Origin of the sequence: uncultured Salinicola sp., from assembly GCF_937921195.1 — a bacterium.
In the GTDB taxonomy this organism is placed as follows: Bacteria; Pseudomonadota; Gammaproteobacteria; order Pseudomonadales; family Halomonadaceae; genus Salinicola.
The window spans coordinates 1-14,169 of sequence record NZ_CALFQK010000015.1 but is presented as its reverse complement, the minus strand read 5'-3'; the positions used below and the strand labels follow the sequence as shown (position 1 = coordinate 14,169).

The window sequence follows — 14,169 nt, the reverse complement described above, 5'->3', positions numbered from 1 at the left end:
GGCGCTGCAGCATCTCGACGACATTGGCCATGGTGAAGGTCTTGCCCGAACCGGTGACGCCGAGCAGCGTCTGATGCGACAGACCGGCACCCAGGCCGCGGACCAGCCCCTCGATGGCGGCCGGCTGGTCTCCCGCCGGACGATACTTGGATTGAATCTTGAAAGGTTTGTTCATGGTGACTAATTAGGGTCCAAACTATCGTCATTCAAGGGCGGGATGGTGATTTCGAGTGCCAGCGCTCGGGGACGAGCCGCGATCACCGTGCGGTAAATCCCGATTTCAGCGCCTCCACCGCCGCGATCAAGGCGTCGCGACTGACACGCCCTTCTACCTCGGCCCACTCCCGGCCGATATCGACGCTTTCGACGCCATCCACCATCATCAGGGCGGTCGTGACGCGATTGAGGTCTTCCGGCGTCGATACGCCGCTCAGCGTGAGATTGATATGTGACATGCGAGGCTCTCCACAACGGTCTTCCACGACGATTTCAGGCAGACAGCATAGACTAGCATGTCGTTTGCGCGACCTGGCGTTGCAATACCCGGACATCGCCGCCATCTTGAGGCCAGACGCCACACTCAGGTACCCCTCCACGCCGGTACCGACAACCAGTTCACAGGAGGAATCGGATGGACGATTGGCTGGCACATCTCACGGCCCTGGGCGGGCGCCAGTCGGGTGATCGCGACTGGGCCTTTCCGAACGGCGATAACGGTTCCGCCAGTGACGCTGAACATCTGGTACCGCTGACCCACCTGAGCATCCTCGAGTGCGACGGCCCCGATGCGGCTCGCTTCCTGCAGGGCCAGACGAGCGCCAACGTCGAACATGCGGATGGCGACTTCGCGCCCTTGACCGCCTTCTGCACGCCGAAGGGGCGCATGATCGCCAATGCCGAAGTGCTCAGGGTATCCGCCGAACGCTACTGGCTGCTGCTGCACGCCTCTCTGGCCGCTTCGCTGGCGACCCAGCTTGGGAAATACGCCCCTTTCTACAAGGTGAAGCTGAGCCATCGCGAGGACCTGGCCCTGATCGGCATGATCGGGAGCCCGGCGTCGTGGGCGAGCGCGGCCGGCGTGACCGACCTGCCCCGTCTCGACTGGCACATGACCCAGCAAGACGGCACCGTTGCCCTGCGTCAGCCCGCCGATCGACCCCGCGTGATGCTGATCCTGCCGGCGTCCGAGGCCGCGGCAAGGTGGGAGTCGTTGAGCCGCTCTGCCGGCGTCGCGGATACGGCCCTGTGGCGGCGTGCGGATATCGATGCCGGCATCGCCTGGCTCACCGCCGATCACAGCGACGCCTTCCTGCCGCAGATGATCAACTGGGAAGCCTTGGGCGGCATCAGCTTTCGCAAGGGCTGCTACACCGGACAGGAAGTAGTGGCGCGGGCGCATTTCCGGGGTCAGGTCAAACGGCGCCTGCGGATCGCCTCCGTCGAAGGCACCTCGCCCCCCGCTATCGGCGATGAGATCCGCAATGCCGAGGCCAAGCGCGTGGGCGAGATATTCCAGGCGGTGAACGGCGACACTCCAGAGGAGTGCCCCGCCCTGGCCGTGCTCAACACCAGCCAGGACGAGGAGTCGGAACTGTTCGTCGGCGGGCGCAGACTGGTGCTGCGCGATCTGCCCTATCCGCTCGAACGTCTCGATCCCGAGTCCGTCGTCGACGGGAACGTGACCGCCTGACGACCTCGGCGTCCACTCAGGGCGACGCCACTTCCAGCCGGAAGAGCCGGTGGGTATTGTCCCAGGCGCTGGCAGCGACCGAGCCGGGGTCCTGGTCCCGCAACAGCGCGACACGAGCCAGGGTCTCGTCGAGATGGGCGGGCTCGTTGCGCTGCCCCTGGCGCCCGGCCAGCGGCATGTCGGGGCTGTCGGTCTCGAGCACGAAGCCGTCGTCGGGAATTGCCCGCACCGCCCGGTGCAGGCGTTTGGCGCGCTCGTAGGTGATCGCGCCGCCCAAGCCGAGCAGATAGCCGAGATCCAGGAAACGCCGGGCCTGTTGCGGGCTGCCGCCGAAGGCGTGAATCAATCCACGCGCCGGGAGATCGAGCTGTTTCAGTCGCTTGGCCACCTGATCGTCGGCGTGGACGCAGTGGATGATGACCGGGAGTCGATACCGTTTCGCCAGTTGGAGCTGGGCCTCGAACAGCTCCCACTGACGCTCCAGCGTCGCCCCGAATCTCGCGTCGATCCCGCACTCGCCGATGCCGACGAGCCGGTCACCATGCGACACGGCCTGCTCCAGCGCTTCCAGGTCACCAGCGCCATGTCGAGCGATGAAATAGGGGTGCAGGCCCAGGGCCACGACCACGTCGGCGCGCTTCCCCAGGGTCAGCACCGCCTTCCAGCGCTCGCGCGTCGTTCCCGGCACCATGAAACGCGAAACGCCGACCGCGTGGGCTCGTTGGAAAACGGCTTCGCGATCGGCGTCGAAACTGTCGAAATCGAGGTGACAGTGGGCGTCGAACAGCATGGCTCAGGTCGCGGCTGTCCCTTGCGGCTCGAGGTCCGACACCGGCAGGTCGGCCGTGCAGTGGCCGCACTTGGTGGCCTTGACCGGAATCGTCATGAAGCAGTGCGGGCAGGCCTTGTCCGTCGGCGCCTTGGGAGCGACGGCCTCCTCGCGCTTCATGCGGTTGATGCTGCGCACCAGCAGAAACACGACGAAGGCCACGATGACGAAGCTGATCACGGCGTTGAGGAACAGGCCGTAATCCAGGGTGACGGCGCCGGCTTCCTGGGCGGCGGCGAGCGAGGCGTAGGGCCCCGCCGTGCCGCCCTCCTTGAGCACGATGAAGAAGTTGGCAAAGTCGACGCCACCGATCAGCAGCCCCAGGATCGGGTTCATCACGTTCTTGACCAGGCTCTGCACGATCAGCGTGAACGCACCGCCAATGATGATACCCACCGCCATATCGACGACGTTGCCCTTGACGGCAAACTCTCGGAACTCCTTCAGGAATTTGGAAGCCATCGACATTCTCCTTTTTGGTCGATCGCACGGCACTCGGAGGGGACCGGCCCCCACCGGGCCGCGACGCTAGTCAGCATGGCCCAACCGCCAGGGGGCGGCAAGATGAAATCGCCTCCCCTCGGCACGGCCGTGTCTCAGTGCTCGCGGGTGGCCCGGAACTCGATCTCCGGCCAGCGCTCCTGGGTCATCTGCAGATTGACCCGGGTCGGCGCCAGGTAGGTCAGGTAGTCTCCGCCATCCAGGGCCAGATTGGCGCTGCCCTTGCGCTTGAACTCATCGAGCTTCTTCGCGTCCGCGCAGTAGACCCAGCGTGCCGTATTGACGTTGACGGGCTCGTAGAGGCAGTCGACCTTGTACTCCTCCTTGAGGCGGTGCGCGACGACATCGAACTGCAGCGTACCGACCGCGCCGACGATCAGATCGTTATTGTCCAGCGGCAGGAAGACCTGGGTCGCGCCCTCCTCCGAAAGCTGCTGGAGCCCCTTCTGCAGCGCCTTCATCTTCAAGGGGTCGCGCAGTCTCACCCGGCGAAACAGCTCCGGGGCGAAGTGCGGAATACCGAGGAAGCGCATGTCCTCGCCAGCGGTAAAGGTGTCGCCGATCTGGATCGTGCCGTGATTGTGCAGCCCGATGATGTCGCCCGGCCACGCCTCCTCGACATGCGAGCGATCGGAGGCCATGAAGGTCAGCGCGTCGGCGATCTTGACCTCCTTGCCGATCCGGACGTGGCGCATCTTCATGTTGCGTTCGTACTTGCCGGAACAGATCCGCAGAAACGCCACCCGGTCCCGGTGCTTGGGATCCATGTTGGCCTGGATCTTGAACACGAATCCGGAGAAGCGACCATCGTCGGCGACCACTTCCCGCGTGTCGGTCTCCCGGACCTGGGGTGTCGGCGCGAACTCGACGAAGCCGTTGAGCATCTCGCGAACGCCGAAGTTGCCCATCGCCGTCCCGAAGTAGACCGGCGACAGCTCGCCGCGGCGATAGGCCTCCAGGTCGAACGGATGGGACGCGCCCCGCACCAGCTCGACCTCCATCCGCAACTCTTCCGCCGCGCTCTCGCCAAGCACCCGGTCGACTTCGGCGCTGTCCAGCCCTTCGATGCGCTTGTCTTCCGGAATCCGGTTGCCCTGCCCCTGGGTGTAGAGGTGGATCACGTCGTCGTAGAGGTGGTAGACCCCTTTGAACTGTCGGCCCATGCCGATCGGCCAGGTCATCGGCGCGCACTGGATATTGAGAACGGTCTCGATCTCGTCCATCACCTCGATGGGATCACGGGTCTCGCGATCCATCTTGTTGATGAAGGTCAGGATGGGCGTGGTGCGCAGCCGACAGACGTCCATCAGCTTGATGGTGCGGTCCTCGACACCCTTGGCCGCATCGATGACCATCAGCGCCGAATCCACGGCAGTCAGCGTGCGATAGGTGTCCTCGGAGAAATCCTCGTGCCCGGGGGTGTCGAGCAGATTGACGATGCGCCCGTTGTAGGGGAACTGCATCACCGAGGTGGTGACGGAGATGCCGCGCTCCTGCTCCATCTTCATCCAGTCGGAGGTGGCGTGGCGCTCCGCCCGCTTGCTCTTGACCGAGCCGGCCAACTGAATGGCGTTGCCGAACAGCAGCATTTTCTCGGTAATCGTCGTCTTCCCCGCGTCGGGGTGACTGATGATGGCGAAAGTGCGGCGTAGGGCCGCTTCCTGGGCGAGCTGAGCATCTGACATGAAAGGCTTCACTGACTGGGGCGACTCTCACGGGACATGGAGGCATGACCGGGAGTTCGCGGGGAATCGAAGATGGCGGCGATTGTACGCGCTGATCCCGCAGAGTTGTAGCCGCCTGGCCTGCCTGACGGCTCCGGCCGGACCTGCGACAAATGGACACTGGCCTCTCCACCCCGACGGTGGCGTCCGGGCTCACGCCGCTTCCCGGCATTGCGTTAACATGGCAACGACGCGGGCGGCGATGTCGAGTCAGCCGCCGCGTCGCTGCTGGACACCCTTGACGCCGTCACCCGACTCGATCCCGGAGAGATCATGCTGCAACCGCTCCCGCTCTCGACGCCGAACCGCAACCTGGTTCGCTTGACGATCGTCCGCGGTATCACCTGGACCGGCTTTCTCGCCGCGATCATCTTCGGGATCGAGGTGCTGGGGTTCCAGCTGCACGTTCTCCCGGTCATCAGCGTCATCGTCGCCATGGGCCTGTTCAACGTGGCGACCTGGTGGCGACTGGGCCGGCCCCGCGCGGTCACCGACACCGAATACCTGCTCCACTGGCTGGTCGACATCGCCGGACTGAGCCTGCTGTTCTACTACACCGGGGGCTCGACCAATCCCTTCATCACCTACCTGCTGGTGCCGCTGGGGATCGCCGCCGCCACGCTGCCGTGGTCATACGCCTGGGTCATCGCGATAGCGGCAACCGCCAGCTACACCACCATGATGCTGTTCTATCAGCCGGTGCCGCAGCTGACCAACAGTACCGTCGTCTTCGGCGTCCAGTTGCATACGCTGGGGATGTGGCTGAACTTCATTCTCTCCGGCAGCCTGCTGACCTTCTTCATCTTCAAGATGGCGCATACCTTGCGTCGGCGTGACATGACCCTGTCGCGCACCCGCGAGGCGGCGCTGCGCAACGAGCAGATTCTGGCCGTGGCGACCCAGGCCGCCGGCACGGCGCATGAGCTCGGCACGCCGCTGTCGACGATGGCGGTCCTACTCAAGGAGATGCGCCACGAAGCCAGCCGGCAACCCGCCCTGGTGGAGGACATCGACCTGTTGCGTCACCAGGTCGACACCTGCAAGCAGCGCCTGCAGACGCTCGTCGCCAATGCGGATCGGCGACGCCTGGAAAAGCCCGAGACGCTTCGCGCCACTCCCTGGCTCGAGAACCTGATCCAGCGCTGGCTGGTGCTACGCCCCGATGTCAACCACCGCCTGGAAGTGCTCGGCAAGCGTGGCCAGCCCACCATCGCCGTCGACGCCACCCTGGAGCAGGCGATGATCAATCTGCTCAACAACGCCGCCGATGCCAGCCCCGATGCCATTGTCACCAGCCTCGACTGGGACGCCGACGAGGTCGTCATCGACATTCGCGACCACGGCCCGGGCGTGCCGATGTCGATCGCGGACCAGTTGGGTGACACCTTCATCTCGACCAAGAGCAAGGGCATGGGAATCGGACTGTTTTTGACCCACGCCACCGTCAACCGCTTTGGTGGCGGCGTGAGCCTCTACAACCACGAGGAGGGCGGCACGCTGACGGAGGTCAAGCTCCCCCGCATCAAGATCGGCGAGAGCGTGTAGGGCTACTGTCAATCATCCGCCAAGGAGAACCACCGATGAGTGATCCGGAACGTTTACTGATCGTCGACGACGACGAACAACTCTGTTTCGTCATGGAGCGCGCCATGCGGCGCCGGGGCTACGACGTGGTCGTCGCCCATACCCATGACCAGGCCCTGGCGGCGGCGAGAGAGGCACCGCCCGCCCTGGCGACGCTGGATCTGAAGCTGGAGTCGGACTCCGGCCTCAAGCTGCTGCCCGCGCTGCTGGAAGTGGCGCCCGAGTGTCGCGTCGTGGTGTTGACGGGCTACTCGAGCATCGCCACCGCCGTGGAGGCGATGAAGCTCGGTGCCGTCAACTACCTGTGCAAGCCAGCCGACGCCGATGAGATCCTGCTGTCGCTGGAGCGCGAGAGCGGCGACGTCGACGTGGAGATCGCCGACAACCCGCCCTCGGTGAACCGGGTCACCTGGGAGCACATCCAGAAAGTGCTGCATGAACACGACGGCAATATCTCGGCAACGGCCCGGGCCCTGGGCATGCATCGGCGAACCCTGCAGCGTAAACTCCAGAAGCGCCCGGTGCGGCACTAGGGCCTGTTCAGACGATACGCCTCGGCCCCGGCAGCGCGCTGTACTCAGCGGAGCGGGGCCCGCGGTGTCGAATCGGTTTCCGCCGTCACGAAGACATCTTTCTCGTTCGTCCCGACGATTCCGCCGATCGCCGGGACCACGTCATTTCCCCGACAGGAGTTCAACGTGGACCATCCCCAACGCCTAGACCAGGTGATCCGTATCGCCCGCCAGGCCGGCGACATGATCGTCCAGGCTCGTCAGAAGCAAAACTTCTCCCACCAGTACAAGGGGGGTGACGAGCTGGTGACCGAGATAGATGTCGCTGTCGATCGCATGATCGGCGACGAGCTGGAGACCCTGTTTCCGGGCGAGGCAAGGCTAACCGAGGAGCTGACCCCGGACCGCAGCCAGCTCGAACGGAGCGGCCCGCTCTGGGTCGTGGACCCCATCGACGGTACGGTCAATTTCGCCTATGGCCATGCCCACGTCGCGGTGTCGATCGCCCTGGCGTTCGACGGAGAGGTTCAACTCGGCGTGGTGCATGCCCCTTTTCTCGGCGAGACCTTTACCGCGGTACGCGACCGGGGAGCGCAACTCAATGGCGAGCCGATGGTATGCAGCCGGTCGGAAACGCTGGAGAGAAGCCTGGTCGCGACGGGGTTCCCCTATGCTCGCGACAGACGCGGCCCACTGATCAAGCGCCTGAACCATGTCGTCCACGCCTGCCGCGACGTGCGTCGCAATGGCTCCGCCGCACTCGATCTCTGCCATGTCGGCTGCGGTCAGCTCGATGCCTACTACGAGAGCGTGTCGCCGTGGGATTTCGCCGCCGGACTGCTGATCGCCCGGGAAGCCGGCGCCGCGACGAGTCACCTCTACGAGTGCCCCGAGAACCTGCCGGTGGAGCTCTATGGCGAAAACCTGCTGGTCACCGCACCCGGTATCCACCGGGCCCTGGGAGATCTCCTGCGGGATGCCGACGCCGGACGACGCCTGGAGCCATAGCGGCTTGCAATGATGGACGTAGAGAGACTCTATTGGGCCGCATGGGTTTAATACGAAAGAATAACCCCAATCTCTATTTTCAGGTTTCGAACCATCCCATCCCCCTTTCACAAATAACAGGAGACTCACCGATGCTGACTGTCATTTTCGGCCGTCCCGGCTGCCCTTTCTGTGTTCGCGCCAAGGATCTGTCGGAGAAACTCAAGGAAGCGCGGGACGATTTCGATTTCCGCTATATCGATATCCATGCGGAAGGCATCACCAAAGCCGACATGGAGAAGACCATCGGCAAACCGGTAGAGACCGTGCCGCAGATCTTCGTCGACCAGACCCACATTGGCGGCTTCACGGAGTTCGACCAGTACGTGCGGGACAAGGCGTTGATGCCCGAAAACGCCTGACGGGGCACGGCGCCCGACGCCGCGACCGAGGTTTCAGAAGCCGGCATTCGCCGGCTTTTGTCGTTTCGGCCCGCGACAGGATCGCGACAGGCATGCCCCCCGCAGCGGCGGTGCAGGCTCACACCGGCTGCAGACCAGACTCTTCTTGGACGGCTTCCAGCTCTCCTTCCAGATTCAACTCGTACTGGTAGGGGCCATGCCGCGGATCCAGCTCGTTGATGTAGTGCGTCGATTCCACCATCGGCACCAGTGGCGTGTAGGGCTCCTGCTCTTCCGGCGCCTTGACCGGCTCGCGTCGCCACAGCCGGTAGGCGATGAACAGCGCCAGCCCCAGCGCGGCCGCGCCGAGAAACAGCCAGAGGCCATCCGGCCCAACGCTGTGCATCAGTAGAGAAGCGCTGAAGGGCCCGACGATGGAGCCCACGCCGTAGCACATCAGGACTTTCGCGTTGGCCTGGATGGTCTCTTCCGGCTCCAGCCAGTCATGGGTGTGGGCCAGGCTCAGCGAGTAGAGGGTATGCAGCATCGCGGTGTGGAAGCTCGCGACGAAAACCAGCAGCCAGTAACTCGACCTGGCGGCAAACACGATCAGCACGCCGGATATCGTCATCACCAGTGCCATGCAGAGGATGACCTTGCGACGATCGAAGCGGTCCGAGACCCTTCCCAGCGTCCACTGGGCGATGAGCGCCACCAGCGTGGTGATCGACATGAACTTCGCGGTCTGGGCCGTCGTGAGCCCGATCTCCTGGCCATAGTATGGGGTCATCGCAAAGAAGGCCTGCACCATGAGTCCCGCCACGAAAGCCCCCACCAGCCCCACCGGTGCGCGCGTCAGCAGGGTACGCAGCGAGATCTTGGCGGATACGTCGTGACTGCTGCGCAGCGGGCCCTGGATGCGATGGATCGAAAGCGGCACCAGTGACAACGCGAACAGAACGCCGGCCACCGAGAACAGTACGAAAGTCCCCGGATCCGCCATGTTGAGCATCCACTGGCCGCCCGCCAGGGACAGGGTCGAGATCACCAGATACCAGCCCAGCACCCGGCCGCGATTCTCGTTGGTCGACTCGCCCGAGACCCAGGACTCCATCACCATCAACAACCCCGCCGTCGCCGCGCCGCCAAACAGCCGCCAGACCAACCACGCCCAGGGATTGACCCATAGCCCGTGGAGCATCGCCGTCGCCGCCAGCAACGCACCGCAGGCGGCGAAGACGCGGATATGGCCGACACTGCGTATGCGCTTCTCCAGCCAGTAGCTCCCCGCGACGAAGCCCAGCGAGAAGCAGGACATGAGCAGACCCGCCATCTGGGAGGGAAACGCTTCCAGCGACATGCGGACGCCGAGCAGCGTCATGATCAGCCCATGCCCAAGCAGGAAGCTGATTTCACACAGGAACAGGATCGGCAGGGTCGCGGGTAGTGAACGCAACGAGGTTCTCCATTCAGCGGCGGTTGGCGAAAAGTTCCACGCATCGTCGTCGATTCGAATCGATGGACGCCGAATGTGGATATCGGAAGACAAAGGCGGCGGCAGTCTATCAAGTCGGAGCGCCTCTTGCCGAGTTCACGCCCCACCCTCCGGGGCTGCCGGGAACCGACACGAATTATTCACATCTTCTGTGGATAACGCTGTGCATTTCCGGTGGCCGATAGCGGCAGTCGCCGACCCTGTCCATGCCGGTCTTAGATTGGTTAGTTTTTCGGCAATGACGGATCTCAGTCTTTCGACACGCATCCGACTGATGCGGCGCGCACGCCACGCGGCGCCTGGATCCCCGCCGAAGCGCTGTGCAGCCTGGCGACATTCCAGTAACATCGAGCCAAGTCATTGATGGAGAATGGCATGTCGACCCTGAAAGGGTGTGTCAGCGTCCTGCTGCTGGTCCTCAATACGCTCTTCTGGGGCATGCCTCTGGTGGCGTTGACGATACTGAAACTGGTCACGCCCACCCGGCGATGGCGCCTTCGGGTGCTCGGCGGTCTTCACTGGATCGCCCTCGCCTGGGTGAAGACCAACAACGCCTGGATCCGCTGCTGGATTTGCCCGAGGATCCACGCCGACCTCCCTGCCTCGCTCTCGCCGCGTCGATGGTGGTTGGTCATGGCCAACCACCAGAGCTGGACCGATATCATCGCCCTGCTCTATGTGCTGACGGGTCGTGTCTCGATGCCGAAGTTCTTTCTCAAGCGAGAACTCATTCTGGTGCCGATCGTCGGACTGGCGTGGTGGGCCCTGGAATTTCCGTTCATGCGTCGTTACAGCCGCGAGAAGCTGGCTCGGAACCCCAAACTTGCCGAACGAGATCGTCAGGCGACCCGGCGCATGTGCGACCACGCCCGCGAAATGCCGATGACGATCTACAACTTCGTCGAGGGAACGCGGTGCACACCGGAGAAGCAGCGCCGGCAGGAGAGCCCCTACCAACATCTCCTGCGACCCAAGGCCGGGGGCGTCGCCCAGGTGATCGGGCTGCTGGGACCACGCCTGGACGGTATCATCGACGTGACCCTGCACTACCGCCGGGGCACGCCCAACTTCTGGGATTTCCTCTGCGGACGCGAGGCCGACGTGGCGATCGTCGCGAGATGCCTCGACAGGCCGGAGTGGATGCTGGACGGGCGCTACGACGATGCCCAATACAAGGAACGTTTCTACACATGGTTGAACGCATTGTGGCAGGAAAAAGACGCGGCGCTCTCCTCCTACTCCTGGGATTGACGCTCTTGCTCGCGGGCTGCGCGAGCGGCGGCGGCGGTCATGCCAGCATCGCCGACGGCGGGGGCTGGGTGACCGTGCAGCGTGGCGATACGTTGGGCAGGATCGCCAGCCAGGCGGGCATACCGCTACTCAGGCTCCAGCGCTTCAATCCTGGCGTGGACTCCCGCCGCCTGGCAGTTGGCCAACGTCTGCTGCTGCCCTCCCGGCAGGAGCGCGCACCCGGTGGCGGCCCATACCGCTACCAGGTAAGACGGGGGGACTCCCTCTATTCGATCGCCCGCCACTTCGGCGCCAACCCGCAGCGCGTCCAGGCCGCGAATACGGGCATCGATCCGTCGCAGCTGGCCGTCGGCCAGTTGATCCAGGTTCCGCTGGCGGGCGGTTCGTCGGGTGGCCGGGCATCATCGCCGGCACCGGCGGCATCCCGGTCACTGCCCGATCCCGGCCCGCTGCCCTCGTCGGCAAGCCGATGGCGCTGGCCATTGGATGACTACACCGTCGAGCGCCGGTTCGGGCGGGACGCCCATGGCACGCTGCAGCCCATGATGCTGTCGACATCCTCGCCCGCCACCGCCAGGGCAACCACGTCGGGCAAGGTGAGATTCGCCAGCGGCATGCGCCAGTTGGGACAGGTCGTCATACTCCACCACGCCGACAACATGCAGAGCGTCTACGCGTTCTGCGACAAGCTGATGGTGTCGGAGGGGCAATCCGTCTCCGCCGGCACCCCGCTGTGCGAAATCGGTAAGGAGAGCGGCAGCAGTCGTTATCATCTGCTTTTCGACCTCCGCCACGGCGGCAAGCCCGTGGATCCCGCGCGCGTGCTACGCTAATCAACGATGTCATCAGTTCGTCATCATCGTGACGCATTGACGTCATCGGCACCCCCCAGTATCGGAGACCGGTTCGAACACGGTTGGCGACAAGGCGGGATTGGTAGAGAGCTTCGCTGGCGTGGAAGGAGTGAGAGAGATGCGTGTAGCCCTGGTCAGTGAAACTTGGGCGCCGGAGGTCAATGGCGTGGCTCATACCCTGAGCCAGCTCGCCAACCATCTGGCATCCAAGGGAGTCCTGCTTCAACTGATTCGTCCCACCCCGGCGAATGGCGCACGCGACGCCCTGGCAGAACGGGATGTCCACGTCAGGGGGATCGCCCTTCCGATATACGCCGACGTGCATATCGGCTTGCCCTGCCGCCGACGTCTGATCCGGCTATGGCGCCACGAGCGCCCCGATGCCATCTATATCGCAACCGAAGGTCCGCTCGGCTGGTCGGCGTTGAACGCGGCTAGACACTTGGGGATCCCCGTGGTCAGCGGCTTTCACACCAACTTCGATCAATATGCCAGCAACTATCACCTCGGCTGGAGCATCCCCATCGCTCGCCGGGGATTGCGATATTTCCACAACCGCTGCGAGGCGACGCTGGTCCCCACCGCAGCGCAACAGCGAATGCTGGAAGGCAGCGGCTACCGCCGCGTCTCGGTCCTCGCCCGGGGCGTCGATGCCCAGCGCTATCGCCCCTCCCGTCGGGACGTCGAACTGAGACGCCAGTGGGGGACCGGCCCCCACCAGCCGGTGGCACTCTATGTCGGACGACTCGCCAGCGAAAAGAACATCGACCTGCTGGCCGAGACGATGGCGGCCATGCAGCGCGCCAATCCCTCGCTGGTCCAGGTGCTGGTGGGGGACGGCCCCGCTCGCAAGACGATCGCCCGGCGCCTGCCGGAAGCCATATTCACGGGTTTCGAGACCGGCGAAGCACTGGCCCGACACTATGCCAGCGCGGACATGTTCATCTTTCCCTCGCTGTCGGAGACATTCGGCAATGTGGTCCCGGAGGCCATGGCCAGCGGGTTGGCCGTGGTGGCTTTCGATCACGCGGCAGCGGGGGAGTTGATCACCGACAACGTCAACGGCCGCCTGGTGCCGCCGGGAGATTCCCAGGGCTTCGTCCAGGCCGCCAGCGAGCTGTGCCGACAGCCCGCGCTATATGCCCGGTTGGGCCGTCAGGCACACCAGCGCGTCTCCAGCCTGAGCTGGAGCCACATTGGCGATCGCTTTCTTGCGCAGCTGATTCAAGTCCAGGGGACCCAACATGCCGCCACGCACTCAACGTCTCACGTTTGAACGACTGGACCGCTTCGAAAGTCGGCTCAGCCACCGTCTGGCGGAACTGTCTCGCCACGCCCCGACACTCTGGCTTTTTCGCTGCGTCAGCAGATTGGGGGACTGGCCTGCCTGGGCGTTTCTGGCATTGCTGCAACCCCTGCTGCACGGTTATCAGGGCTGGTTGCTCGCCATTCAGTGGGGCCTGACGGCCAGTGTCGCCGCCCTGCTCTACCGTCTGCTCAAGACTCGCCTCTGCCGCGAGCGCCCCTACATCACCTTCACCACGATCCGCTGCACGATGCCCCCCGTGGACCGCTACAGTTTCCCCAGCGGCCACACCCTGCACGCGGTCATGTTCACCAGCCTGACAGCCGCGAGCAGTCCGCAGTTGCTACCCGTGGTCCTGCCTCTCGCCGGCCTGATCGCCATCTCCCGGGTGGTGCTGGGGCTTCATTACGTCAGTGACGTGATCGTGGGAGCGCTGATCGGCGCCGGTCTCGCCTGGTGCAGCAGCCTGCTGGCGCTGATGGTCTGGAGCTGAAGCGTCGTCTGCATGCCCCACAGTACCCGCTGGCAATCCATCGCCGCCTCCCCGGCGCTGATGCTGCTTCCCGATTTCGTTGCCGCCGCCGAAGCCTCCGCCATTCAACGGGTGCTCGAGCAGGAGATCCCATGGTCTTCGCCGACGCTGTCGCTCTACGGCAAACGACATGTCATTCCCCGCTCCCAATGCTGGATGGGGGATGACGGCGCGAGCTATCGCTACTCCGGCCGGACCCTCGAGCCCCGGCCTTGGCATCCGCTGGTAGAGGATTTGCGAGACCGGGTGCGAAGTGCGCTGCAGGCAGCCGATCTACCTCACGCCGACTTCAACAGCGTCCTGCTGAACCGCTACGAGAGCGGCGAGCAAAGAATGGGGTGGCACAGCGACGACGAGCCCGAGCTGGGTGAAAATCCCGTCGTCGCCTCGCTTTCGATGGGCAGTGAGCGCCCTCTTCGCTTTCGGGAGAAAACGGGTAGGCCACGTCACGCCTTCAACGTCTGGCTACCGCACGGCAGCCTCCTGCTGATGGGTCCCGGTGC

Annotated in this window: 15 protein-coding genes; 10 read left to right on the top strand and 5 right to left on the bottom strand. The window is 64.3% G+C overall.

The features are described 5' to 3' along the window. Positions 1–257 precede the first annotated feature (257 nt). Positions 258–455, bottom strand: coding sequence for a heavy-metal-associated domain-containing protein (locus Q0602_RS01240; protein WP_149434889.1), 198 nt, complete (start codon positions 453–455; stop codon positions 258–260). 176 nt (positions 456–631) lie between these two features. On the opposite strand from Q0602_RS01240, the gene Q0602_RS01235 reads away from it, so the two are divergent. Then, positions 632–1,690 (top strand): folate-binding protein, encoded by a 1,059-nt coding sequence (locus Q0602_RS01235; protein ID WP_298837714.1) that lies wholly within the window; start codon positions 632–634, stop codon positions 1,688–1,690. 16 nt (positions 1,691–1,706) lie between these two features. Here Q0602_RS01235 and Q0602_RS01230 read toward each other — a convergent pair whose 3' ends face one another. The 3 genes from Q0602_RS01230 to Q0602_RS01220 form a co-directional block, all read right to left on the bottom strand. Continuing rightward, positions 1,707–2,480, bottom strand: a complete 774-nt coding sequence (locus Q0602_RS01230; protein ID WP_298837712.1) for a TatD family hydrolase — start codon at positions 2,478–2,480, stop codon at positions 1,707–1,709. Between the two features lie 3 nt (positions 2,481–2,483). Next, a complete protein-coding gene (gene mscL / locus Q0602_RS01225) occupies positions 2,484–2,981 on the bottom strand; it encodes a large-conductance mechanosensitive channel protein MscL (RefSeq protein ID WP_298837710.1) in 498 nt (165 codons plus the stop codon). A gap of 134 nt (positions 2,982–3,115) precedes the next feature. Then, complete coding sequence (locus tag Q0602_RS01220; protein WP_298837708.1) at positions 3,116–4,705, bottom strand: peptide chain release factor 3; 1,590 nt, start codon at positions 4,703–4,705, stop codon at positions 3,116–3,118. Between the two features lie 312 nt (positions 4,706–5,017). On the opposite strand from Q0602_RS01220, the gene Q0602_RS01215 reads away from it, so the two are divergent. The 4 genes from Q0602_RS01215 (at position 5,018) to Q0602_RS01200 (ending at position 8,249) form a co-directional block, all read left to right on the top strand. Then, positions 5,018–6,289 carry an ATP-binding protein gene (locus Q0602_RS01215; protein ID WP_295039185.1) on the top strand — a complete coding sequence of 424 codons (1,272 nt, stop codon included), beginning with the start codon at positions 5,018–5,020 and terminating at the stop codon, positions 6,287–6,289. A 35-nt stretch (positions 6,290–6,324) separates the two neighbouring features. Then, positions 6,325–6,861 carry a response regulator transcription factor gene (locus Q0602_RS01210; RefSeq protein ID WP_295039183.1) on the top strand — a complete coding sequence of 179 codons (537 nt, stop codon included), beginning with the start codon at positions 6,325–6,327 and terminating at the stop codon, positions 6,859–6,861. A gap of 165 nt (positions 6,862–7,026) precedes the next feature. After that, the gene (locus Q0602_RS01205; protein ID WP_295039181.1) at positions 7,027–7,848 is read left to right on the top strand and encodes an inositol monophosphatase family protein; all 822 of its coding nucleotides are present in this window, start codon (positions 7,027–7,029) and stop codon (positions 7,846–7,848) included. A 131-nt stretch (positions 7,849–7,979) separates the two neighbouring features. Continuing rightward, entirely contained in the window at positions 7,980–8,249 is a 270-nt protein-coding gene (locus Q0602_RS01200; RefSeq protein ID WP_149434897.1) for a GrxA family glutaredoxin, read from the top strand. A gap of 118 nt (positions 8,250–8,367) precedes the next feature. Here Q0602_RS01200 and Q0602_RS01195 read toward each other — a convergent pair whose 3' ends face one another. Next, positions 8,368–9,684 (bottom strand): MFS transporter, encoded by a 1,317-nt coding sequence (locus tag Q0602_RS01195; protein WP_295039178.1) that lies wholly within the window; start codon positions 9,682–9,684, stop codon positions 8,368–8,370. 414 nt (positions 9,685–10,098) lie between these two features. Here Q0602_RS01195 and Q0602_RS01190 point away from each other — a divergent pair, with 414 nt between their 5' ends. The 5 genes from Q0602_RS01190 to Q0602_RS01170 form a co-directional block, all read left to right on the top strand. Then, entirely contained in the window at positions 10,099–10,974 is an 876-nt protein-coding gene (locus Q0602_RS01190) for an acyltransferase (RefSeq protein WP_295039175.1), read from the top strand. Next, entirely contained in the window at positions 10,914–11,807 is an 894-nt protein-coding gene (locus tag Q0602_RS01185) for a M23 family metallopeptidase (RefSeq protein ID WP_298837703.1), read from the top strand. Before Q0602_RS01190 ends, Q0602_RS01185 begins: the two co-directional genes overlap by 61 nt. 139 nt (positions 11,808–11,946) lie before the next feature. Further along, positions 11,947–13,104: a glycosyltransferase family 1 protein gene (locus Q0602_RS01180; protein WP_298837701.1), complete on the top strand. Its 1,158-nt coding sequence runs from the start codon at positions 11,947–11,949 to the stop codon at positions 13,102–13,104. Next, on the top strand, positions 13,073–13,627 hold the full coding sequence (locus Q0602_RS01175; protein WP_298837699.1) for a phosphatase PAP2 family protein: 555 nt from the start codon (positions 13,073–13,075) through the stop codon (positions 13,625–13,627). Before Q0602_RS01180 ends, Q0602_RS01175 begins: the two co-directional genes overlap by 32 nt. Before the next feature lie 12 nt (positions 13,628–13,639). Next, on the top strand, positions 13,640–14,169 hold a 530-nt coding region (locus tag Q0602_RS01170), incomplete at its 3' end, for an alpha-ketoglutarate-dependent dioxygenase AlkB (RefSeq protein ID WP_298837697.1).

Coding starts and splice junctions, on each gene's coding strand:
- Q0602_RS01240 (WP_149434889.1), bottom strand. CDS start 455: ATGTCACATATCAATCTCACGCTGAGCGGCGTATCGACGCCGGAAGAC.
- Q0602_RS01235 (WP_298837714.1), top strand. CDS start 632: ATGGACGATTGGCTGGCACATCTCACGGCCCTGGGCGGGCGCCAGTCG.
- Q0602_RS01230 (WP_298837712.1), bottom strand. CDS start 2,480: ATGCTGTTCGACGCCCACTGTCACCTCGATTTCGACAGTTTCGACGCC.
- mscL (WP_298837710.1), bottom strand. CDS start 2,981: ATGGCTTCCAAATTCCTGAAGGAGTTCCGAGAGTTTGCCGTCAAGGGC.
- Q0602_RS01220 (WP_298837708.1), bottom strand. CDS start 4,705: ATGTCAGATGCTCAGCTCGCCCAGGAAGCGGCCCTACGCCGCACTTTC.
- Q0602_RS01215 (WP_295039185.1), top strand. CDS start 5,018: ATGCTGCAACCGCTCCCGCTCTCGACGCCGAACCGCAACCTGGTTCGC.
- Q0602_RS01210 (WP_295039183.1), top strand. CDS start 6,325: ATGAGTGATCCGGAACGTTTACTGATCGTCGACGACGACGAACAACTC.
- Q0602_RS01200 (WP_149434897.1), top strand. CDS start 7,980: ATGCTGACTGTCATTTTCGGCCGTCCCGGCTGCCCTTTCTGTGTTCGC.
- Q0602_RS01190 (WP_295039175.1), top strand. CDS start 10,099: ATGTCGACCCTGAAAGGGTGTGTCAGCGTCCTGCTGCTGGTCCTCAAT.
- Q0602_RS01185 (WP_298837703.1), top strand. CDS start 10,914: ATGGTTGAACGCATTGTGGCAGGAAAAAGACGCGGCGCTCTCCTCCTA.
- Q0602_RS01180 (WP_298837701.1), top strand. CDS start 11,947: ATGCGTGTAGCCCTGGTCAGTGAAACTTGGGCGCCGGAGGTCAATGGC.
- Q0602_RS01175 (WP_298837699.1), top strand. CDS start 13,073: ATGCCGCCACGCACTCAACGTCTCACGTTTGAACGACTGGACCGCTTC.